Raw genomic sequence first — 22,698 nt, forward strand, 5'->3', positions numbered from 1 at the left:
TTTTTTAATCTTAAATTGAAGAAGTAGATGAAAAATTTAGACATATTAATACTTACTAGTGTTGTAATATCGTGTTTTATAGCTTTTTTTATCTCTACTTTCAGAACTTTCGAAAACATACAGAAAGAAGGCGTGGATAAATATCAAAAAAGAGGCATCATCAGTAGATTGTTGGGGTATTTTGAAAGTATACTATAAGATTATTGATAAATAAATTTCTGAAGGATAGATAAAATATCGGAATATTATTAGGGTTAATTATCATTAGTAAACACACTTAATTTAATAAAGTTATGGTATTTACATTGAGTAAGTTTAAATAATTAATGGTATTAACAGGTTCTTGTTTTGTGTTATGATATTATTCAGTAATTAATAAATTGATAAAATTCGATAACGGTAACTCTATAAAAAAGCTTCCACATCTTTAGAAGCTTTTTTATTGTTTATATTTTACTCTTTTTCTTAGTACTTTTCATATTCAAAACTTCAACGAATAGAGAAAAAGAGATCGCAAAATAGAGGTATCCTTTTGGTACTGGTGTTACGTGATTGCCAAAGATCAATGCATTAGATAGATGTGCACTTTCAGTAAGCAGCATAAAGCCTATTAGGATTAAAAACGATAAACCCAAGATCTGAATAGAAGGATGTTTGTTTACAAAATTTCCAACAGGAACTGCAAATTGCATCATTATTAATACAGATATCACTACTGCAGTTATCATAATGTAAATAGCACCCTCTACACCATTTGTCATTCCTACCGCTGTAAGAATACTATCAAAGGAGAAAACTAAATCAATCATAATAATTTGAAATAGTACGTTTTGAAATGATTTTGTAGCTGCTTTGCCTAACTCTTTTTCTTCATGTCCTTTTTCATCAACCTTTTCTCGAATTTCATTCGTGCTTTTGTAAATTAAGAATAGTCCGCCTCCTAATAAAATGAGACTTTGACCTGTAATTCCAGCCGAAAACCAACTGAAATCAATATGAAACCAAGGTTCTTTCATTTGAATTAATAAATTGATACCAAACAAGAGCGCAATTCTCATAAACATAGCAAGAAACATTCCCACTTTGGTAGCTTTTTTTCTCTGTTCGAGCGGTAATTTTCCGGTGGCAATAGAAATGAAAATGATATTGTCTATCCCTAATACAATTTCTAAGAATGTTAATGTTAACAACGCCACCCAAGCATCCGGATTTAAAAATACTTCCATATTTATTTAATTATAATTTATATTACTTAATCAGCAATTTTAGTGACGGATCCTTTTTGTTTTGCATCGGATCCAACCATTCCAAATTCAAATGTATAGGAATTTTTTGAGGTTGTCAAAATTTTCATTCCAATAGCCTTTTCTTCCGCCATGTTTTTTGGGTGAATTTTTTGTAATACATACTCGCAATCATTTACCCATCGAATCGATGCAGTATCCGTCTTGCCTTCAAAAGTTTCAATTTCTATACTATCGTTGCGCGTAAAGAGCGTAGTTTTTTTTACACCATTAACATTGTATTCAAATTTAAACGTTCCTGTTTTGAAATCGGAACAATTGCGTTCTGCATCATAACATGATAGGAATAATACTATAGGGATGAGAAGTATAATTTTTTTCATTTTAGTGTAATTTTAATTTTTTGTACTAAGAATAAATCGAGCGAAACGCATTACTATTGAATTTTAATATCATATTTATCTAAAAGCCCCACAATTCCTTGTGTTGAAAACTTTGCTTTTTTCATGGGATTAACTTCAGGGTCAATTTTAAAGTTTATTGCTGTTATAAAATCGGCTCCAGCTAATTGGGTATTGTTAAAAATTGCACCTTCCAAATTACTGTTTTCAAAAATGGAATTTACAAGATTAGCTCCTATAAAAGTAACCTCTTTCAAAGAACAGGTATTAAATTTTGTTTTTGGCATTTTTTTATTGGCAAACGAAGAATAATCTAACATGCATTCCTGAAAACTCACATTAAATAAAAAATCATCACATTCTTCAAATTGTATACCGAGCATTTTGCAGTTCTTGAATTGTATGCCTTTTAAGCTAGTTCCTGATATTTTAATTAGGGCTAAGTTACAGTCAATAAATTCACAATCCATAAAAGTACTATAAGAGAAATCATTGTTGGAGAAATCACAGTTTTTAAAAATGCAATCTTCAAATTCTCTGTTGTTTACTTTTTTATCGATGTAAATAACTTTTTCAAAAGTTTTTTGAACATGAATTAGGTTTTCCATTAGTCGTTAAATAAGCTTTTCATAATTATTTTTAATCCCCAGTACATCAAAAACATTGCTGCTAAACAAGCAATTATTCCTATTGCTAAAACTAAATAGTGCCAAATATTATGCTCGTTCATAAATGCATTATAAATTACTACAGGGCCTAAAAACAAAAGGGGCAAGGCACCTGCTAAATATTTGATTCCTTTGGATAATAGTTCTTTATTAGTTGCCATTTCTTTAATTTGAGGTTTAGTGTTTTATTATGCTGAAAAAAAGTTCGTTTGTATTTCTTTATTGGCCATTGTAAGTATCGACCGCTTTTCTCACACTTCCATGTTTTTTCAATAATTCTGCGGCTTCATCATAGGAAGTCGGAGTTTCTTCCATAATCATTTTTACGCCGCGATCTACTAGTTTGCTATTGCTCAGTTGCATATCGACCATTTTATTTCCTTTTACTTTTCCGAGTTGAATCATGGTAGCGGTTGTAATCATGTTGAGTACTAATTTTTGGGCTGTTCCAGCTTTCATACGGGAGCTTCCGGTTACAAATTCAGGTCCTACAATTATTTCGATTGGAAATTTTGCTTTTTGCGAAAGTGGACTTCCGGCGTTACAAGAAATACTTCCAGTAGTAACATTCTTTTCATTGCAGGCTTGCAATCCTCCAATGACATAAGGTGTCGTGCCTGAGGCAGCGATCCCAATAACGACATCATTTTCATTGACATCGAAAGCTTTTAAATCAACCCAAGCTTGAGTTGCGTTGTCTTCGGCATTTTCTACCGCTTTACGAATTGCAGTGTCGCCACCTGCGATTATCCCAATTACTAAATCGAAAGGAACACCAAAGGTTGGCGGACATTCTGAAGCATCAAGAATTCCCAGCCGACCTGAAGTTCCTGCGCCGATATAAAATAATCGTCCGCCCAGTTTCATTTTGGCTACGATTTCTGTCACTAAATTTTCAATCTGTGGCAAGGCTTTTTCTACGGCAAGCGGAACTGTTTTGTCTTCCTGATTGATATTAGACAACAACTCCTGAACGGACATTTTTTCTAAATGGTCGTATTTTGAGGATTGTTCGGTGGTTTTTGTAAATTCCATAGTTATGTTTTTTGAAGGGAGAACTCGAGAGTTATCCGTGCAATATTTTTTTTGCGTGAGGGATAGTAGCGAAAATCCTTTTTATCATGTAGCGTAAGCGTAATGAAAAAAGATTATAGCGAATAGCCCGACCCTTGTGGTCACGCCCAAATTGTAAAATTATATAAAATACGCCAAAGCAATTCCTATTACAATCATCGAAACTTTTGCAATGTTAAACTTATGTCCTTCGCTACTCTCGAAAATAATAGTTGAGGAAATATGAAATAATATTCCAATAACAATAGCTGTAATTTCGGTATAATATACATTTAATAGGGGCATATAATTTGAGAAGAGCGTTCCTAAAGGTGTCATGACTGCAAAGGTGATCATAAAGAAAAATATTGCTTTTTTATTCAGACTTGCATTGATAAAAAAGGTAGTCAGAATAATGGCAATTGGTAAATGATGGATTGCAATTCCTACGGCTAAATCAGGGTGATGGTTTACAGGAAAACCTTCCAGAAAGGCATGGATACAAAGACTGATGAACAGCAACCAAGGAATTTGAGTCATCAACGGGTGTCCATGTACGTGTCCGTGTTCGGCACCTTTAGAAAAAAATTCCAAAATGATTTGAAATAAGATTCCCAACATAATAAAAAGCCCAATATTAGGATGGCTACTTTCGTAAATTTCCGGTAATAAATGCATTACGGTTAGCGAAAGCAAGAAAGAACCACTAAAAGCTAATAGTAATTTAAGGTTCGTTTTATTTTTTGGTTTTATAATCAAAGCGATGATATAACCTATGAGTACGGAAAGTAAGGGTAAAAGGTAATTCATATTTGTTGCTTAACCGTTTATTCTATTTTTATATGTTAATCACATATTGGATTAATTAATTCACTATTTGAAAATCATGATGAGGCGTTCGCTATCTGTTTTGTGGAATTTTTTCAGTTTATAATCCCCAAAAATATCCAATAAATAAATTCCGGCTTCTTCCATTAATTCCTCAAAATCCTTGAGTGTAAGAGCTTTCACTTTTTCAGTAAAATGAAATTTTTGACCTTTATCTTCAAAGTCAATTTCTTTGTAAATATGCCCGTCTTTTAAATAACGTTTGATATAAAAATCAATTCCTTCGACCGTTTTTGTTTCTTCAGGAACCAGTGTTTCAATAACATGAGCCACATTCATAAAGTCAATCACCGCAAACCCATATTCCGAGAGACTTTCTTTGATGGCTTTGAGCGTAGTTAGATTGTCTTCATCATTTTCAAAATAACCAAAACTGGTAAATAAGTTGAAAATAGCATCATATTTCTCTTCAAAAGGTTCACGCATGTCGTGCACTTTGAAATGCAGGGTGTCGTTCGTATTTTTACTGGCTTCTGCAATACTGTTTTCAGACAAATCTGCCCCAAGAACATCAAATCCCAATTGGTTCAAATAAATCGAATGGCGTCCTTTGCCACACGCTAAATCCATTACTTTTGCTTTTTCCGGAAGATTAAGGTAATGGGTTAGATTATCCATAAAAATCTGAGCTTCTCTGTAATTTCGGTCTTTGTAAAGTATATGGTAATAAGGCGTGTCAAACCACGATGTATACCAGTTTGCAGGTGTTTGTGGTTGATTATCGGTAGTCGGTTTGCTAGATTCAGACATTTATTATTTTTCAATTAATTCGATTGATGCAAATTTAGTGTATTTTTGCACCGAATACTTGATTTTACAATGGAAAATAATTATAAAATGGTTGCCAAAACCTTTTTTGGTTTTGAGGAGATATTAGCAAAAGAGCTGCAAATGCTAGGCGCACAAAACGTGGAGCAAGGCGTACGAATGGTGAGTTTTAAAGGAGATAAAGGGTTTATGTACAAAGCGAATTTAGCGTTGCGTACCGCATTGAAAATCCTCAAACCTATTTATTTTTTCAAAGCCAATAATGAACAAGCTTTGTATAAAGGTATTTCAGGAGTAAATTGGTCTAAATTAATTAATGCCAACCAAACTTTTGTGATTGATGCCACCGTGCACTCGGAATATTTTAATCACTCTGAATTTGTTTCTCAAAAATGTAAAGATGCAATTGTGGATCAGTTCCGAGAAAGAACTGGACAACGACCTAGCATTGATAAAGTACATCCTGATTTGAGAATCAATATTCATATCGATAAAGACCAAGTTTCAGTAGCACTGGATACTTCTGGAAATTCGTTGCATCAGCGTGGGTATAGAACAGCCACTAATATTGCTCCTATAAACGAGGTCCTAGCAGCAGGAATTCTATTGCTTTCGGGTTGGGACGGTCAGGGCGATTTCTTGGATCCTATGTGTGGTTCCGGAACATTTCTTGCCGAAGCCGCTATGATTGCCTGTAACATTCCAGCAAACATTAACCGTAAAGAATTTGCTTTCGAAAAATGGAATGACTGGGACAATGATTTGTTTGACAGTATATCAGATAGTTTGTTGAAACGAGTTCGAGAGTTTCATTATACGATAAAAGGCTACGATAAAGCACCAAGTGCCGTTCAAAAAGCCAAAGACAACATCAAAAATGCCAATCTTGACGAGTATATTTCGATTGAGGAAAAGAACTTTTTTGATACCGAAAAAACATCTCAAGGTAAATTGCACATGGTCTTTAATCCACCTTATGATGAGCGTTTGGATATTCACATGGAAGAATTCTACAAAAGTATTGGAGATACTCTAAAGAAGAATTATCCAGGGACAAATGCTTGGTTTATTACTGCAAATCTGGAAGCATTGAAATATGTAGGATTGAAACCTTCTAGAAAGATTAAACTTTTTAACGCAAGTTTGGAAGCACGTTTGGTAAAATACGAAATGTATGAAGGTAGTAAGAGAACAAAATTTCAAGTTCAGGATTCGGAAAATACCGATACAGCTTCAGAGAATAGTCAGTGATAATTAGATAGTTTAACTTTAAATTTTTTAACATTCATACAGAAAATGACCAAATTACAAATACGAGCATTTATATACCAATTAGGATGTTTTGCAATATTATTTATTTCGGCTAGATATATAGTAGCGCATTACACTAATTTAATAGGTTTTTGGATTCCGTTAACCGCATTTGTGATAGGAACACTTTTATCACCAAAATTCCAAGCAGTAAAAACCAAGGACGGGGAAAAATTATTCATGAAATGGATTTTCATGAAAGGAATTAAGGAAGTAGGATAGTTTTATAATATTCTACAAAAAAATATCGCAAAGAAAACTTATTTCGTTGCGATATTTTTTTTATCTGCTATTCGTAATTATTTATTTTTTCTTTTCAATTTTTTTGGGAACCACTGCAGGTTTTACTTTCTTCTTGTAAATGGGAACAAAGTAAGTAACAGTATAGTTGAAACCTACTCCAAAACTCCCGTCATAGGTTCTGTTGAATCCGGGAATATATAAATTAGAAAAATTGTCAGGTTCTTTGTTGGTTACCAATCGGTTCAAGCGAAGACTGAAACCCACAAACACATTATTAAATACTTTGGCTTTTACTCCAGCCACAACTTCAATCCAACTTGCGGATAAACCATCAAACTTTTTACCAGAAGGAATTACAGGTACTTCTCCAAAATAGGGGTTGGAATTGTAAATTCTATAACTGTTTAATTGCTGATTAAAAGTACTAAAACCATAGCGCATTCCTATAGAAATAATATTTTCCATATCAAGCCAATTTTCGTAAGCATTATAATCAAAACCCGCCTTTATATAGGACCCTTTCGTGGTGAAATTAACGCGGTCATCATCCGTAGTTTTATTTTCGTTACCAATTTCAGCAGCCAAAAAATATTTTTTTGTCAATCGATAATCTCCTACAAATTCAATTCCTTTATAATCCTTGTCATATAATGCTCGGGTCACTTTGTATAAATCCACACCGATGCGTACTCCATAGCGATCAGTTTTTACGGGAATCGTATCGTTCTTTTTTTCTTCGGAGCTAATATCTACCAATGATAAAGGAGCTTCAGGAATGATCTGGTCCGTTTTGCTATTTGTTGGGGTATTTTTTACGGGATTAGTTTGCTTTACCGGTTCACTTTTTGGGCTCGGTTCCTGAGCATGTGTTATTGTCAAAGACAATAGGATACAGAAACTAAAAAAAGATCTTAATGTGTGTTTCATTTTCGTTTTCGATGTTACTTTTTTCAACCGATATAAATTTCATCCATTTTTGATTAGCAGCTGTTGCATCAGTATGTGTATATGGATTTGTTGGGTTTAGTGTAAAAATTGTTTTGTAACCGCATGCTCTCGATACAAAAAGTTCCTGAGTGGTGTAATCAAATTTTATAATGTCTTCATCAACCAATGCAGGGTTTGTATTTCCTGAATTTAATATGAAACTATAAGTTGTGGTCGTTCCAACAGTTTTTAAAGGAATAGATATGGTGTTTCCGCTAGTTGTCTGGCTGCCGTTAAAAAGAATTCCATCGGTCATTCCTTCGCCCACAACCTTTAGATTTGATACGTTTTTTAAAACCAAAGGATTCGAAAAATCATAAAAGCCAATCACCAAACGTGGTGTTGTAGGAGTATTTGCATCGCAAATATCATCTTTCTCACAACTGGATAATAAGAACGCAACAGTAAAAACGAATAAAATTATTTTTTTCATGTTTTTTATTGAAAATTTTTTGATTGCAGTTTATGTAAATCTGCAATCAAAAAAGGTTAATTGTATCTCTACAATCGTTATCTTCTTTCCAAAAGTACAACATTTTCTACATGATGCGTTTGTGGAAACATATCCACAGGGCGCACCCGAGTTACTTTGTACTTCTCGTCCATCAAAGCTAAATCGCGTGCTTGAGTAGCTGAATTACAACTTACATAGACCACTTTTTCAGGCGCAATTTTCATGATTTGTTCAATTACATCCTTGTGCATTCCGTCTCTTGGAGGGTCCGTTATAATTACATCTGGATGCCCGTGTTGAGCAATGAAACTATCGTTAAAAACGACTTTCATGTCTCCTACATAGAATTCGCAATTGGTTATTTCATTCCGTTCGGCATTCAATTTAGCATCTTTAATAGCTTCCGGGACACTTTCTACTCCAATAACTTTTTTTGCTTCTTTTGAAACAAATTGTGCAATAGTTCCTGTGCCAGTGTATAGATCATAAACGATTTCATTTCCGGTAAGTCCAGCAAAGTCGCGCGTTATTTTATATAATTCATACGCTTGATCGGAGTTGGTTTGATAAAAAGATTTCGCATTAATGCTGAATTTCAGCCCTTCCATTTCTTCTAGAATGTAATCTCTTCCTTTGTATAATTTAATGTCAGTATCATATAAAGTATCGTTGGCTTTGTTGTTGATAACGTATTGCAACGAAGTGATTTGAGGGAATTTCTCGTAAAGATGATCCAAAAGTAATTCTCTGTTGGCTTTATCGTTTTCAAAAAACTGAATTAAAACCATGATTTCACCAGTCGAAGCCGTACGCAACATCAAAGTTCTAAGCAATCCCTCGTGGTTTCTTGGGTTGAAGAAAGTCAAGCCATGCGCATTGGCAAAATCTCTCACTTCATTTCTAATCGCATTTGATGGATCTTCCTGAAGATGACATTTGTTGATGTCCAGGATTTTGTCCCACATTTTCGGAATATGAAAACCAAGGGCGTTTCTATTTCCTAAATCTTCCGTGCTGTCAATTTCCTTTTCGGTTAACCAACGGCTGTTCGAAAATGAAAATTCCATTTTGTTCCTGTAAAAAAACTGTTTTTCCGAACCAAGGATCGGTTCAAATTCTGGAAGTTCTATTTTTCCAATGCGTTGCAAATGGTTTTTTACTTCATTTTGCTTGTAGAATAACTGTTGGCTGTATTTCATATTTTGCCATTTGCAACCACCACAAACACCAAAGTGTTCACAAACAGGTGTTACGCGATGCTCTGAATATTCATGAAAATGAACTGCTTTCCCTTCGTAATACGCTTTGCGTTTCTTGAAAGTCTGTACATCCACTACGTCACCAGGAACCACATTGGGAATAAAAACTACTTTTCCGTCGGGAGCTTTTGCTACCGAAACGCCTTTTGCTCCAGCATCAAGGACTTTTATTTGATGAAAGACAACTTTGTCTGTATTTTTCTTTGCCATAGCGCAAAAATAAGCGTTTGGATGGTTTTACAAATTCAAATCGCAAAATATTTTCGATAAGAAGTGTTTTTTTGTTCGGAGTTAAGTTTTCTTTCGGATAGTATCTATGTCAAGGTCATTAAATTTAAGAAATGGGTTTAGTTATTAACGTGAAGCGCTTTATAATAAAAGGAATTTATTAAATAAGAAAAGTTGTATAAAAATAATTTAAACATATCTAAGTTAAAGACTTATTGATTCATTGTTTTTTTGGATATAAATGAAAAAGTATCAAATCTCTTTGTATTTAAATAGGCGGATAGAATTAAGGGTGTGATTTTATACTGTCAATTTTAACGTATATTTGCCGCTTTAATAAATACCATCTTAAATGGAATTGTACCGTAGTTTATCAAAAATAAGTTTTCTCAAAAACAGTTATGCATATAAATTTCTATTTGTTACCTTCATAGGGATTCATATTCCATTGATTGGATTGCTGTTTTTTATTGTTTATGTCAAACAGTCAGCTTCGCCTGATTCGATTGTAGTTTTTACATTGATAATGACATTAATAGCGACAGGTATAACATTATGGGTACTTAGAAAATTAATCAAACCCATAGAAGTAGCCTCTAAAGCCTTAGATAATTATAGAAATAATAGAGTTATTTCGAAGTTACCAACAGAATTTACTGATGAAGCAGGTTTGTTAATGTCAAATATTCAGGAATCGATTATGATAAATGAAAAATACATCAGTGACAAACAGGATCTGATTTATTTGCTTTCACATGATTTTAGATCTTTTGCAGGAAATTCTCAAGGATTAGCACAACTTATCCTAGAAGAAAATCCAACGGCAACAGTTCAGGAATACGCGGAGTTGATCAAGCAATCCACAAATCAGCAGTATATCTTTATAGAAACGTTTATTAAGTTGATAAAAGATGAAGAAGAAATTTCGAAGAAAATTCTACAGACAAATAAAATTCAGTTGCAAGAAATTATGATTTTGGTGACCAATCAAGTGGCTCAAAAATTAGCTTCTAAAAAAATTAAATTAAATACGGTTATTGAACTTAATCAAGCCTCTTTAAAAATTGAAGAAGATTTATTAGTACGCGTTTTAGTAAACTTAATTGATAATGCGATTAAATTTTCATTTGCTGAGAGTGAAATTCAAGTTCGGATGTGTGTTATTGATAATAAAATAGCCTTTTTGGTTTCAGATTCGGGAATAGGTTTTGATCCTAAATACAAAGAAGAACTGTTTGAAAAATTCACTAATAGAAGTCGATTGGGAACTGCCAATGAGGCTTCTACAGGGATTGGATTGTATCTTTGTAAAAAAATAGTTGAAAAATACCACGGAAGGCTTTTGGTGGATAGTGAAGGAGTAAACAAAGGTGCAGTATTTTCTGTTTTTTTTGATTATATAAAGTAAACACCATAAAAATAGGATCCTATAAGGAGTAATCATTATAGATTCCTTCTTATTATTGTAATAATTTAATATAAGTTATCGGATTTCAATTTATTCTTGTTGAGGAAACAGAATCATGATATATTCTACATAGATTTTTTGTTTGATTAAGGAAAGTCCATATTCATTCTTTAACTGATTTTTTAAATTTTCAAAATTTTTGATTTGAAGCGTAAAGTTATAATTAGTTTTTAGGTCTATTTTATCCAAAATAATTTTATTGGTTTCTTTGATTAAAGCATTAACTAGTGTTTTGATTTTAGATTTTTTTATCACAATTTTCTCTGTGCTTATGCGTATTATGTTTTCGGGATAGTTATTTGTGGTTTTGTATTTCGCTAATATTTCTGGATTAACAACCCTTAAATTCCAGATCTCAGTTAGTATTGAGCGTTTATGAATTTTAAAATTATAACTTTTAGCTAATTGATCTAAAACTATTTTTTTTGTTAAGGAACTGTCTTTCGATTTGTTTTTAAAGTTTAGGTTAATTGTTTTGTTTAATACTTCTTTTTTATTCGTTTTTAGCGCGATTTCATTTATATCCAATAAATAAGACAATGTTGTTTTCAGGCTTACGCTTTTATAGGCCATGCTGTCAGGGTAATTTTGTTGCGAGCTAGAGCCGTAAAGATTATTAGTTTCCTCTATGTCGATTGTATAAATGCTGTTTTTAATATTGATTTTTTCCGGAGTACTTAACATAAAAATTAATGGAATCCCTATAAAAAAAGCATTATGAAGGGCGTGCATCAGAAAACCTAGAACAAATCCATGTCGAACTCTCAGGAAACCAATGAAAAGTCCTGAAATTATTTGTGGCGCCACTAATATTGGTGATAAAAGTAAGATGGTATAGGATAACTCATAATTAGTAATGTGAACAATCCCGAAAAGAGCAGCAGAGGAAAAAAAGATAAATTTGTATCTTTTTTTCCAAAGAGCTGTGAAGTAAGCGTCTACTTTTTGTTTATTCCTAACGCCAGAAAGCGAAACTAATGAAGTGATAAAATGCACTGCATAATTATTTTTATATCGCAGATGCATCCTGAAAATTAGTTCTTCAAAAAAAGGTCCAATTAAAACTGTTAAGACTAACAACAATATAACAGGAGTAGTTTTAATCATCTCCAGAATCTTATGGTTGTCCGGATCAAGAAGTCCCAACGATTCTAAACTGCTTATTAAAAGGATTAAAATCCCCATTATGGGTATTTCAATTATTAATATTGAGAAGAGTTTTTTTAGTTGTTCAACTCTATTGAGTTGATTAGCAGCTTGATCTTTGGGATTTCTTAAGAAAGTGATAAAATCAGCATACGTTTCTTTTATTGTTTCCTGCATAGAGATGGTCTAAGTCTTTGATTTTTTAATCTATTTACAATGGGGGAAGTTTTTTTACTAGAATCGGACCAAAATTTTGCGAATAGTATTTCTATTACAAACAAACATAGTCAAATAAATACGAAAAGGATTATATTTATTTAATTATAAATGATATTGATAGTTCTTTACTGGGAAAATTCTTTGGGATACTTTTATTATTTAATAAGAAGTGCGGAACAGCAGTTTTTGTAGTAAAACGAACTTTAAAATTTTGTTAAATTTTTCTATAGCTGAAAGTGTTTTTTTTACAAATGAACTAAATTTGAGAAACACAAATTCTATAATTATGAAAAGAAATGCAACTGCAGTATGGAACGGTTCACTAAAAGAAGGAGCTGGGAAACTAACTACACAAAGTACAACACTAAACGAAACTCAATATTCGTTTAAATCCCGATTTGAGGAGGGTGTGGGAACAAATCCGGAGGAACTTGTTGCGGCAGCTCATGCAGGCTGTTTTACCATGCAACTTTCAGCATTTATAGGAGAAGCTGGATTTGAAATTGAAAGTATTGAAACCAAATGTGCCATTGATTTAGTAGATGGAACAATACTTACATCTCACTTAACAGTACAAGCAAAAATTAGCGAAATAACCGAAGATGTTTTTCAAGAATTAGTTACCAAAGCTGAAAAAAACTGTCCGATTTCTAAAGTGTTGAATGCAGCAATTTCCTCGAGTGCTACATTGATTTAAAAACACACATGTATAAAATAGGCTCGACTCAATTATAAGTCAAGCCTATTTAATTTGTGGATGTTTAACCTAGTTATTCCTTTTACAATTATTGGGTTGATAATACTTGTAGGATTGCTTTTTCAGCAAGTGGAGCCATAACCTGATATCCAGTTTTATTAGGATGCACACCATCCGCAGAGTAGGCTTTTTTTAATCCTTTCCTTTCGTCTACCATAGTTGAATAATAATCCAGATACAGAATTTGATTTGCGGCTGCATACCGTTTTAATTGAGTGTTTAATGCTGCGACCTTTGTAATTGGATCTTGATTGGGTTTCCAAGGGAAATCATTAGCTGGTAAAACAGAACAAAGAATTACTTTAATCTTATTAGCTTTTGCTAATTCAGCCATTGAATAAATATTATTTGTAATCATATCCAGAGTTGAAGGACCTGTATTACCCGCGATATCATTAATTCCTGCCAAAATTACCACAACAGTTGGTTTTAAGGCAATCACATCCGCTCTAAAACGAAGTAACATTTGAGGAGTAGTCTGACCACTAATGCCACGGTTTACATATTGTTTTTCTGTAAAATAGTCAGCATTTATTGTACTCCAAAATTCGGTTATGGAATCTCCCATAAATACAACTCTTTTTTGCCCAGGTGGTACTGGTTTCAGATTTACATTTTGATCTTGGTATTTATTTAAATTTGGCCAGTCTTGGGCCAGTACTTTTCCTCCCATAACAATTGATATAAATAGAATGCAGTAAACTAATTGTGTTTTTTTCATTGCTAACCAGATTAGAAATTAAAAAAAGTTTCTTTCCATTAAAATAAAATAGGTTTTTAGACAAAAGATGAACAACCTTTTTTGTGTAAGCTAAAGATACCAAAAAGGAAGATTGCTTTATTAGTTAAAAGTAATTCAATCAAACAAATCAGAGGACAAATACCGATCACCACGGTCACAAATAATAGCGACTATTACACCAGACTCTATTGTATTTGCAATTTTTATTGCTGCAGCTACTGAGCCACCACTACTCATTCCTGCAAAAACTCCTTCTTCCAGAGCCAAACGTTTGGTTGTCTCACGTGCTTCTTGTTCTGAAACTTCAATTATTGTATCTACTTTTGAGGCATCAAAAATTTTAGGTAAATATTCCTGAGGCCACTTACGGATTCCCGGAATTTGAGACCCGTCGCTGGGTTGGGCGCCTATAATTTGAATCTCCGGATTCATTTCTTTCAAGTAGGTTGAAGTTCCCATAATGGTACCTGTAGTTCCCATAGCTGAAACAAAATGAGTAACAGTACCGTCTGTATCTTTCCATATTTCAGGGCCAGTAGTTTTGTAATGTGCTTTCCAGTTGTCTTCATTGGCAAACTGGTTGAGCATGATATAACCACCTTCTGCTACTTTTTTATCCGCATAGTCTCTGGAACCTATAATTCCCGTTTCAGCGGATGTTAAAATTACAGTAGCTCCGTAAGCCCGCATGGTTTGGGTGCGTTCTTTAGTGGAATCCTCTGGAAGTACCAACTCGATTTCTATATTGAATAGTTGAGCAATCATCGCCAAAGCGATACCGGTGTTGCCACTTGTTGCTTCAATAAGTTTGTCTCCTCTTTTAATCTCTCCTCTTTCCAGTGCAGATTTGATCATATTATACGCAGCTCGATCTTTGACACTCCCGCCCGGATTATTTCCTTCGAGTTTTAGTAAAAGTTTTACGTTTTTATTTTTTATCAGATTTGTAGATTCTACCAATGGAGTGTTTCCTATGAGATCTACTAATTTTTGTGGTTTCATGCAGTTTAGTGTCTAAATTTTATCATTGTAATAATCTTATTTTAGATAAAATTACAATTGGGATCCATTTGTAAAAACTATTTTAAAGCGAGTATTTTAAAACAGCAACAAGAGTAGTGTAAAGGAATGTTTTTGTGATTCAGTGCCATTTTTATCAATTTTAAAACAGGCAACAAAGATATTGAACTATTTTGAATTAATTCTTTCATAAATACAAAGCTAGCTAGTTTATTTAGACACTTTGTTAAATAAATTGTTATAAAATGAAATGGTTATTGTCATTTATCTTTTTAAGATAAAAAAGGTACTCCATAACTATTTTATTTTCAATGTATAGGGGTCTATAATTAGTTTTGATGAAAGTGTTTTTTTAAATTAGCGCACAAAGAACAAACTATGAAGTCCAAAACTACTTTTATAAGTGATATTTCTAAAAAAGAATTCCCCATTGCGGATAAAATATCGGCTAAATCAATTAGAAATCCTCTTTTGGCACTCATGCAAAATGACGTTCCTGATTTTGATGAGTCTAAGTTTTTAGCGATTGGGGAATTGAACCTGTATCGTGAAAAATACATATCTAATTATTTATTAGTCGAAATAGGAGAATTGTCAAATTTGGAAACAAAAGTAATTGGATCTTTAACCAAAGATAAGTCGTTAGTTAGTGATGTAGAAGATGAAATTGGTACTCGAACCGTAGGTCAGAAAGTAGCGGATAACGTTGCTGCTTTTGGCGGAAGCTGGAAATTTATAATTCTCTTTGGAGTATTTATTTTGTTGTGGATTTTAGCTAATATTTATATTCTGATGGATAAAGGTTTTGATCCTTATCCGTTTATTTTATTGAATTTAATACTGTCTTGTCTTGCTGCTCTTCAAGCGCCGGTAATTATGATGAGTCAAAATCGCCAAGAAGAAAAAGATAGGGAAAGAGCCAAAAAGGATTATATGATCAATCTTAAATCCGAACTTGAGATTAGAATGCTACATGAAAAACTAGATCATCTCATAATGCATCAACAAGAAGAATTAATAGAAATTCAGAAAGTTCAAATTGAGATGATGGGCGATATTCTATCAAGAATTAAATAATATTTTAGTTTTATAACTGTAAACGGACTGTTTAGTAATGTTTGAAAAAATAACCTGCGATCATAAAAACACCATTAATGATAGCGGAACTAAGAAGGATTTTTTTATAATTCCTACTTGAATCTAAGAAATTCAAACCTAGTATTCCAAGAAAAATTAATGTGGTAAATATAGCCGGATACATTTTAAAAGCTCCAGAAAAATCACCTTGTAAAAGTAGTAAAAGACCTCTTTGAAAACCACAGCCCAAACACTCTAATCCGAAGAGCGTCTTGCTTAGACAAGGGAGCATGTATTTTTTTAAATCCAATGGTTTTTCTTTTTACAATTTTACGAAAAAATAACAAACAGTTTTATAATAAATTAGAGCAATTTTAAATTCATTACTTTTGTCCTCTGATATTTTAAAAGATGAAAAAGTTTATTATTCCCATAATGATTGTTGCTATCACTGTTGCTTTGTATGAGCAGGTGAGTGCGAAAAAAAACGTGTATATAATGATTGTTGCAATTGTAGTTTTTATGATTGGAATGATGCAGTTGAGTGCTAAGATACCAAGTAAAAATCAAGATAAAGAAGAAGAAAATGTTTAACAAAGGAGATAAGGTTTCTGTACTTGACGAAGCTATGAATGGGATAGTGTTATCAGTCAAGGATAAACAAATTACGATAGAAACGGAGGATGGTTTTATGATGACATTTTTAGTCAACGAGTTGGTTAAGATTAACGATTCCAGTAATTTAATGGATTCTATTAGAAGAATTAATGTAGATGAAATCTCAAAGGAGAAAGAGATGCCAAAACCCAGAAGTTTTGTCAAAGAACGCAAGGATAAACACGAAATTGCGGCTCCAGAGTTTGATTTGCACATCGAAAAATTGGTACCGAATAAACGCGGCATGTCAAATTATGATATCCTGACTTTACAAACCGAGACGGCAAAACGGCACATTGAATTTGCCATTCGCAATCGCATTCCTAAAATTGTTTTTATTCACGGTGTGGGGGAAGGAATCCTAAAAGCGGAGCTTGATTTTTTATTAGGCAGGTACGATAACATCGCTTTTCAAGAAGGTAATTATCAAAAATATGGTCAAGGGGCGACAGAAGTATTTATCAAGCAAAGTGCCATGTAAGTCCTTTATTAATGTTTTAAAATTCTCTAAAAAGGTTTAATTTTAAATAATTTTTATTTAAAATTAGACCTTTTTTAGATTAAAAAAATATTTATTTATCTCAAATTTTATATCTTTTTTTGGTGTTAATTTGTGGTTAATAAGTCCCCATAAATGTAATTATCGCCTAAGTTAAAATCGCTGTTTCCTTTCCTCATTTTTACTTTTTTGAGTACTACGGTATGTTTAAAACCGTTTCCAAAAGCAGTAGTTGTAACTTCAATTAGGCCACTACTATTTGCTACGCCAGCCACTCCAATCCATTCTTCAGTTATTACTGGTGTCGTTGGAAAAGTAGTATTGCAAAAATAAGCATCAGTTAGTAAACCAGAAAATAATCGATACGTAAGCTTGTTTTTTGTATCACTTATCAATCCTGTTCGAGGAGTATTTAATGGTGTTGCTTGATTCACTATCAGCGTTGCATCAACATCCAGAATGAGTGCTTCGCTACTGTTATAATCATACAATTGTTTAGAACCACTGCATTGTTCCAGCGTTTTGTTAAAAGAAAATGGTAATGGCGTAGCTGGGATTAAATAGTCTCCAAAAGGGAATGTCTCATACACTTGAGTCCCATTTCCTTTATCAAATGTTATATTTTTAAAGGTTATGTTATGATTATAGCCCGTAATTTTGGTACTGTTGTCCGTTTCATTTGTAGTTTTTACTGCGGTTGTATTTATTATGATTTTTCCACCTGTAGCACTCCATTGTCCAGTAACAATAGGTGCAGCCGGAGGGATGGATTCACAAATAGTAGCGGTAGTTACAGGACCATTGTAAAAGCGATAAATAACACGATTTGAACTGCTTATGTTGATTTCTTGCGCAATTGTTTCTGTTGGTAAAACGACTCCATTTGCTTCAAAAATAAGTGCTTCACTATCTTTCAATTTATAGATGATATTGTTTGTATTGCAATTTTGGGTACTAACATTTTCAAAATTGATGTCTTCCTGAATTAAATCTCCATCATCACAACCATTTAGGAACAAAGCAAAAAACAACAGGCCTAAGATTTTTTTCATTTTATAAGATTTATAACAAAAATAGAATTTTTAATTTGTTCCAAATACATTACCGTTTAAAAATAGATTATTTAACAAGATATTGTTTTTTTGAATTTCGTTAAAACATCAAAAAAATAATGAAGATACTTTGAAATCAAGGTATTTTAAAGCAAATAGAAATCTGTATATTTGTATCAATTTAATACTGTTCATGAGACTTAACAAATATTATTCAGCTGCTTTTCTAGCTTTCTTTGTCTGGGGTTTTTTTAGTTTTGCTTTAAAACCGTTGCATAATTATCCTTCGTTAGATATTTTATTTTACCGTGTGTTTTTTAGTGTAATTACAATGGTATTGATCAATGTTATTTTTCGAAGAAAAGTGATGCGACAAAATTGGAATCATTTTAAAAAGAGCTCTCCTAAGCAGCAAAAAAATGTTGCTTTACTGACACTTGGAGGTGGTGTGTTTCTTTCCTCAAATTGGTTTGTTTACATTTATGTGATGAATCATGTTAGTGTAAATGCAGCTTCGTTGGCCTACTTAATTTGTCCAATTGTCACTACTGTTTTTGCCTTTTTCATGTTAAAAGAAACACTGAGCAAATGGCAATGGATTGCTGTTGCAATCAGTATTTTTAGTTGTATTTTGTTGTCATTAAATCATTTTCAAGATATTTTTTATAGTCTTATTACGGCAGCAACTTATGCGTTGTATTTAGTAAGTCAACGAAAAAACAATGAATTAGATAAATTTCTGAGCCTTACGATTCAATTAATTTTTACAGCAGTTGTACTGCTCCCTTTTTATCCAAAATACAGCGGAGTAATGCCCGTGGAGCCTCTTTTTTATAGCTGTATGTTTATGATTGTTGTCTTTTTTACCATTATACCATTGTTTTTAAATCTCTATGCGCTTAAAGGAATCAATTCTTCAGCGGTAGGAATTATGATTTACATTAACCCTATTATTAATTTTGTACTTGCCATATTTTATTACAATGAGCAAGTAAGTTCCCTTCAATTGCTTTCTTATTTCCTAATTTTGGTTTCAATAGTCGTTTTTAACGAAAAAATAGTCTTTCCCAGAAAATCAAAAGTTGCCACAGCAGAAATAGAAGGGTTATGATAATTTTATAATTTAAAAACAATGAAAAAAGTATATCTAGATAACGCTTCTACAACTACGCTTCGAGCCGAAGTGATTCAAGAAATGACCAAAGTATTGACTGAAGATTATGGAAATCCGTCGTCTACCCACAGTTTAGGCCGTGGTGCTAAAAATATTTTGGAGCTTTCCAGAAAATCAATTGCAAAACATTTGAATACAACTGCACAGGAAATTATTTTTACTTCTTGTGGTACCGAAGCTAATAATTGGATTCTTCGGTCTGCTGTAAAAGACTTGCAAGTAAAACGGATTATAACCAGTAAAATTGAGCATCATGCGGTTTTACACACCGTTTTAGTATTAGAAAAAGAGTACGGTATTCAGGTTGATTATGTGGCAGTAAAATCTAATGGTGAAATTGATATCACTGATTTAGTGGAATTACTTTCGCAGGAAAAGAAAACATTAGTTAGCTTGATGCATGTAAATAATGAGATAGGTACCATTTTAGATTTGCAACGAATTGCGCGTATTTGTGAAGAACACAATGTTTTATTCCATTCAGATACGGTACAGTCTATTGGTAAAACAGCCATCGATTTGCAGCATTTAACAGTTGATTTTATAGTTGCCAGTGCTCATAAATTTCACGGACCAAAAGGAGTTGGGTTTGCATTTATTCGAAAGAATTCAGGATTACAACCTTTATTCTTTGGTGGAGAACAAGAAAAGGGATTGCGTGCAGGAACCGAGGCATTGCATCAAATAGCAGGTATGGCAAAAGCACTGGAACTTTCGTACAGCAATTTAGAAACGGAGCGCAGCCATATTTCCAACTTGCGCAGCTATTTAATTACGCAACTAGAAATTGAATTTCCAGGTTTTGAAATTAATGGGAGTAGCGATGGATTCTACACCGTATTAAATGTTTTATTGCCTTTTTCAGAAGATAAAACGGCTATGATTCTATTTCATTTAGATATGAAAGGAATTGCAGTTTCCCGAGGAAGCGCTTGTCAATCTGGGAGTATAAAGCCTTCGCATGTTTTAGCCGAAATGCTTTCGAATGAAGATTTAAAGAAGCCCAGTTTACGCATTTCTTTTAGTCACTATAATACAAAAGAAGAAATTGACGTACTTATTGATGCCTTGAAAGCAATATAAAAAAATCTGCTGTAAGGCAGATTTTTTGTGGTATTTAAATTCTCATTCATTTTGTTTTGGACGTTTTATTGAATTTTTTTAGGCATATTTTTCCATAATTAAGCGTGCTTTAAAAAAACACAAGGTAGATTCCGCCCCTTGATTGATGTTAATGTGTTTGTCTTCTAATCCATCGTAAGAAGCTCCGTTTTCAGGATTATACATGATTTGTTTCAAGTGGTTGTTACCTAAAAACCATATAAAAGCCAGCTTCAATTGGTCTTTATATTTTTGATTTAATGTTAATTCATAAAATAGATCCAATGCTATTATGGTTGTTGCTACTTCAATAGGTTGTTCCCCATAAAATACTCTTTCATTTTGTTTCTTGAACCAACCTCGGTTCGAAATTACTTTCAATTGCCCTTTCATAAAATAATGGGAAAGCAGAAAATCAAATGTAATGAGCGCAATTTTTTTATATTTCGGGTTTTTTGTTACTAAATAACTATACATCATAGCTTCTGGCAAGACATTATTGGCATACGTCATATAATCTTCATACCAACACCAATTCTCGGCTGAATTGATTTTATAGTGACGTAAAAGTTCGTCAGCAAGTTTTTCAATATGACTTTTTGCCACTACATCTTTGTAGGTTTCATGATATAGGTAAAGCCCTTTTAAAGCATAGGCTATTGCTCTTGGAGATTTAAAATTATCAATTTTTTGTATTGCTTTATCCCAGCATTTTACAGCTTTATGGATCATGTCTAACGGTAAATTTTGTCTATGAGAAATAACAGTTCCTAAACTCCATAATGCTCTTCCATTGGCATCTTCAAGATTTACTTCACCATTTTGTTTGGTTAGTTGATTGTCAAAATCTTTATAATTGTCAAACCAGCCATCTTGTTGTTGTATTCCTTCAACAAAACTCAGGTAGGTATTGGCTAATTTTAAGGTCTCTTTATCTGGAAAGGCTTTGTTATACATAACCATATTGATTAATGCTCTTGCATTATCGTCTAGAGTATATCCAGATTCAGGGTCTGGCTGACTGAATTTTGAAAACTGTAAAATACCAAAATTTGTGGTCATTTTTTTAATATGATCTAACTTTATGGGCGGAAAATTAAATCTCAAATCATCTTCTCTATTAGTTAATTGATCAAATAGTAGACGGTATTGTATGGCAATATTCTCCCAGTTTGTGGCACGAGCCATAGAAAAAGCATTTTTGCCCATCGCTATTCGTTGTTCTTTATTTTCAATAAGGTAAAGAATCGCTTTTTCAAATTCTTTTGGATTATCGAAACTTTTTAACAGAATTCCATTACCATCTATCAGTGATTCTACTGCATGAGGAATAGGTGTAGAAATTACTGTACAACCACTACTCATAGCATATGCGAAGGTTCCGCTGACTGCTTGATTAGGGTCTTTGGATGAGAATAAATAAATTTCGGAAAGTGTCAAAAATTCTAATAATTGGACTAAGTGCAGATACTCATTAATAAAAACAACATTGTTTTCGAGATGGAGTTCTTTGACAATAGAGGTAAGGGTATTACGGTATTTTTCTCCCTCATTTTTTATAACTTCAGGATGTGTTTTGCCAATAACCAGATAAAGTACTTCGGGGTATTGTGCTACAATGTTTGGTAGTGCGCGCAATACGGTTTCTATACCTTTGTTTTCGCTGATCAGTCCAAAAGTTGAAAGCACTATTTTATTTTTAAATCCATATCTGTGTTTTAATACTTTTTTTTGCTCCCAGAGCACCGTATGATTCCCATGAGGAATAACCATGGTTTTAGCCTCAACACATTTATAATGGTCTGTCAAAATTTCTTTTGATTTTTTAGTCAACACAACAACTTTATCGGATAAATCAGCAATGGCAAAAACAACTTTTTTTCTTTTATCATCGGGATTAGGCAACACGGTATGAAAAACAGTTACAATGGGTTTGTTCAGAGCTAATATAAACGAGAGTATGTAATCACCATATTCTCCTCTAAAAAGTCCGAATTCATGCTGAATACAAACCAATCCAATATCGTTTCTTTCATTTATTTTTTCGGCAACCAACCTGTAATGTACTAAAGAGTCTACAGGTAAAATATAGCTGACTTCTTCATTATATTTGAATTCTTGATTCTTGTTTTGCAAAGCGCATACTTCAACAGGAAGTGTGTCGCCAAATACAACAGCTATTGCATTGACAATATCATTAGTAAAAGTTGCTATTCCACATTCTCTGGGCGGATAGGAGCTTACAATTAGCATTTTTATTCCTTTCTCGAATTTCATATCGT

At 32.9% G+C, this 22,698-nt stretch carries 26 protein-coding genes; 10 read left to right on the plus strand and 16 right to left on the minus strand.

Features of this window, described 5'->3' with window-relative positions; genetic code table 11:
- Positions 1 to 27: 27 nt before the first annotated feature.
- The gene (locus AC0608_RS11320) at positions 28 to 198 is read left to right on the plus strand and encodes a hypothetical protein (protein ID WP_417961461.1); all 171 of its coding nucleotides are present in this window, start codon (positions 28 to 30) and stop codon (positions 196 to 198) included.
- Positions 199 to 446: 248 nt separating this feature from the next.
- Here AC0608_RS11320 and AC0608_RS11325 read toward each other — a convergent pair whose 3' ends face one another.
- The 7 genes from AC0608_RS11325 to AC0608_RS11355 form a co-directional block, all read right to left on the minus strand.
- Positions 447 to 1,226 (minus strand): TerC family protein, encoded by a 780-nt coding sequence (locus AC0608_RS11325; RefSeq protein ID WP_417961459.1) that lies wholly within the window; start codon positions 1,224 to 1,226, stop codon positions 447 to 449.
- Between the two features lie 26 nt (positions 1,227 to 1,252).
- Positions 1,253 to 1,627, minus strand: a complete 375-nt coding sequence (locus AC0608_RS11330) for a DNA topoisomerase IV (protein ID WP_478289127.1) — start codon at positions 1,625 to 1,627, stop codon at positions 1,253 to 1,255.
- 53 nt (positions 1,628 to 1,680) lie between these two features.
- Positions 1,681 to 2,253, minus strand: coding sequence for a pentapeptide repeat-containing protein (locus AC0608_RS11335; RefSeq protein ID WP_417961455.1), 573 nt, complete (start codon positions 2,251 to 2,253; stop codon positions 1,681 to 1,683).
- Positions 2,253 to 2,474 (minus strand): DUF6095 family protein, encoded by a 222-nt coding sequence (locus AC0608_RS11340; RefSeq protein ID WP_417961453.1) that lies wholly within the window; start codon positions 2,472 to 2,474, stop codon positions 2,253 to 2,255. The genes AC0608_RS11335 and AC0608_RS11340 overlap by 1 nt, the downstream gene beginning before the upstream one ends.
- A gap of 58 nt (positions 2,475 to 2,532) precedes the next feature.
- Complete coding sequence (gene murQ / locus AC0608_RS11345; protein WP_478289128.1) at positions 2,533 to 3,348, minus strand: N-acetylmuramic acid 6-phosphate etherase; 816 nt, start codon at positions 3,346 to 3,348, stop codon at positions 2,533 to 2,535.
- Between the two features lie 159 nt (positions 3,349 to 3,507).
- Positions 3,508 to 4,176, minus strand: coding sequence for a ZIP family metal transporter (locus tag AC0608_RS11350; RefSeq protein ID WP_478289129.1), 669 nt, complete (start codon positions 4,174 to 4,176; stop codon positions 3,508 to 3,510).
- 63 nt (positions 4,177 to 4,239) lie between these two features.
- Complete coding sequence (locus tag AC0608_RS11355) at positions 4,240 to 5,004, minus strand: class I SAM-dependent DNA methyltransferase (RefSeq protein WP_417961447.1); 765 nt, start codon at positions 5,002 to 5,004, stop codon at positions 4,240 to 4,242.
- A gap of 69 nt (positions 5,005 to 5,073) precedes the next feature.
- On the opposite strand from AC0608_RS11355, the gene AC0608_RS11360 reads away from it, so the two are divergent.
- Complete coding sequence (locus tag AC0608_RS11360; RefSeq protein ID WP_478289130.1) at positions 5,074 to 6,273, plus strand: THUMP domain-containing class I SAM-dependent RNA methyltransferase; 1,200 nt, start codon at positions 5,074 to 5,076, stop codon at positions 6,271 to 6,273.
- Between the two features lie 45 nt (positions 6,274 to 6,318).
- Entirely contained in the window at positions 6,319 to 6,555 is a 237-nt protein-coding gene (locus AC0608_RS11365; RefSeq protein ID WP_417961443.1) for a hypothetical protein, read from the plus strand.
- A gap of 81 nt (positions 6,556 to 6,636) precedes the next feature.
- On the opposite strand, the gene AC0608_RS11370 is transcribed toward AC0608_RS11365, so the two are convergent.
- The 3 genes from AC0608_RS11370 to rlmD all read right to left on the minus strand — a co-directional run bounded on the left by AC0608_RS11370 (position 6,637) and on the right by rlmD (position 9,486).
- On the minus strand, positions 6,637 to 7,503 hold the full coding sequence (locus AC0608_RS11370; RefSeq protein ID WP_478289131.1) for a DUF6048 family protein: 867 nt from the start codon (positions 7,501 to 7,503) through the stop codon (positions 6,637 to 6,639).
- Entirely contained in the window at positions 7,475 to 7,996 is a 522-nt protein-coding gene (locus AC0608_RS11375) for a DUF6452 family protein (RefSeq protein ID WP_417961439.1), read from the minus strand. Before AC0608_RS11375 ends, AC0608_RS11370 begins: the two co-directional genes overlap by 29 nt.
- A gap of 77 nt (positions 7,997 to 8,073) precedes the next feature.
- Positions 8,074 to 9,486, minus strand: coding sequence for a 23S rRNA (uracil(1939)-C(5))-methyltransferase RlmD (gene rlmD / locus AC0608_RS11380; RefSeq protein ID WP_478289132.1), 1,413 nt, complete (start codon positions 9,484 to 9,486; stop codon positions 8,074 to 8,076).
- Positions 9,487 to 9,856: 370 nt separating this feature from the next.
- Here rlmD and AC0608_RS11385 point away from each other — a divergent pair, with 370 nt between their 5' ends.
- Positions 9,857 to 10,912, plus strand: a complete 1,056-nt coding sequence (locus tag AC0608_RS11385; RefSeq protein WP_478289133.1) for a sensor histidine kinase — start codon at positions 9,857 to 9,859, stop codon at positions 10,910 to 10,912.
- A 90-nt stretch (positions 10,913 to 11,002) separates the two neighbouring features.
- Here the strand turns inward: AC0608_RS11385 and AC0608_RS11390 are convergent, their stop codons facing one another.
- The gene (locus tag AC0608_RS11390) at positions 11,003 to 12,295 is read right to left on the minus strand and encodes a CPBP family intramembrane glutamic endopeptidase (RefSeq protein WP_478289134.1); all 1,293 of its coding nucleotides are present in this window, start codon (positions 12,293 to 12,295) and stop codon (positions 11,003 to 11,005) included.
- A gap of 328 nt (positions 12,296 to 12,623) precedes the next feature.
- On the opposite strand from AC0608_RS11390, the gene AC0608_RS11395 reads away from it, so the two are divergent.
- The gene (locus AC0608_RS11395; RefSeq protein ID WP_417961429.1) at positions 12,624 to 13,034 is read left to right on the plus strand and encodes an OsmC family peroxiredoxin; all 411 of its coding nucleotides are present in this window, start codon (positions 12,624 to 12,626) and stop codon (positions 13,032 to 13,034) included.
- An 88-nt stretch (positions 13,035 to 13,122) separates the two neighbouring features.
- Here the strand turns inward: AC0608_RS11395 and AC0608_RS11400 are convergent, their stop codons facing one another.
- Together AC0608_RS11400 and cysM are read right to left on the minus strand one after the other, a co-directional pair.
- On the minus strand, positions 13,123 to 13,815 hold the full coding sequence (locus AC0608_RS11400; protein ID WP_478289135.1) for an SGNH/GDSL hydrolase family protein: 693 nt from the start codon (positions 13,813 to 13,815) through the stop codon (positions 13,123 to 13,125).
- A gap of 135 nt (positions 13,816 to 13,950) precedes the next feature.
- Positions 13,951 to 14,838, minus strand: coding sequence for a cysteine synthase CysM (gene cysM / locus AC0608_RS11405; RefSeq protein ID WP_478289136.1), 888 nt, complete (start codon positions 14,836 to 14,838; stop codon positions 13,951 to 13,953).
- 396 nt (positions 14,839 to 15,234) lie between these two features.
- On the opposite strand from cysM, the gene AC0608_RS11410 reads away from it, so the two are divergent.
- Positions 15,235 to 15,933, plus strand: a complete 699-nt coding sequence (locus AC0608_RS11410; protein ID WP_417961423.1) for a DUF1003 domain-containing protein — start codon at positions 15,235 to 15,237, stop codon at positions 15,931 to 15,933.
- Positions 15,934 to 15,964: 31 nt separating this feature from the next.
- Here AC0608_RS11410 and AC0608_RS11415 read toward each other — a convergent pair whose 3' ends face one another.
- A complete protein-coding gene (locus tag AC0608_RS11415) occupies positions 15,965 to 16,225 on the minus strand; it encodes a DUF2752 domain-containing protein (protein WP_478289199.1) in 261 nt (86 codons plus the stop codon).
- Positions 16,226 to 16,344: 119 nt separating this feature from the next.
- On the opposite strand from AC0608_RS11415, the gene AC0608_RS11420 reads away from it, so the two are divergent.
- A complete protein-coding gene (locus AC0608_RS11420; RefSeq protein WP_417961419.1) occupies positions 16,345 to 16,527 on the plus strand; it encodes a hypothetical protein in 183 nt (60 codons plus the stop codon).
- Positions 16,520 to 17,071 (plus strand): DUF8465 domain-containing protein, encoded by a 552-nt coding sequence (locus AC0608_RS11425; protein ID WP_417961417.1) that lies wholly within the window; start codon positions 16,520 to 16,522, stop codon positions 17,069 to 17,071. The genes AC0608_RS11420 and AC0608_RS11425 overlap by 8 nt, the downstream gene beginning before the upstream one ends.
- Positions 17,072 to 17,196: 125 nt before the next feature.
- On the opposite strand, the gene AC0608_RS11430 is transcribed toward AC0608_RS11425, so the two are convergent.
- Positions 17,197 to 18,141, minus strand: a complete 945-nt coding sequence (locus AC0608_RS11430; protein WP_478289137.1) for a hypothetical protein — start codon at positions 18,139 to 18,141, stop codon at positions 17,197 to 17,199.
- A gap of 193 nt (positions 18,142 to 18,334) precedes the next feature.
- Here AC0608_RS11430 and AC0608_RS11435 point away from each other — a divergent pair, with 193 nt between their 5' ends.
- The gene (locus AC0608_RS11435) at positions 18,335 to 19,252 is read left to right on the plus strand and encodes an EamA family transporter (RefSeq protein ID WP_478289138.1); all 918 of its coding nucleotides are present in this window, start codon (positions 18,335 to 18,337) and stop codon (positions 19,250 to 19,252) included.
- Positions 19,253 to 19,273: 21 nt separating this feature from the next.
- On the plus strand, positions 19,274 to 20,398 hold the full coding sequence (locus AC0608_RS11440; RefSeq protein WP_478289139.1) for a cysteine desulfurase family protein: 1,125 nt from the start codon (positions 19,274 to 19,276) through the stop codon (positions 20,396 to 20,398).
- A gap of 78 nt (positions 20,399 to 20,476) precedes the next feature.
- Here AC0608_RS11440 and AC0608_RS11445 read toward each other — a convergent pair whose 3' ends face one another.
- Positions 20,477 to 22,693, minus strand: a complete 2,217-nt coding sequence (locus AC0608_RS11445) for a glycosyltransferase (RefSeq protein ID WP_478289140.1) — start codon at positions 22,691 to 22,693, stop codon at positions 20,477 to 20,479.
- Positions 22,694 to 22,698: the final 5 nt, after the last annotated feature.

This window comes from Flavobacterium sp. GNP008 (genome assembly GCF_056428965.1).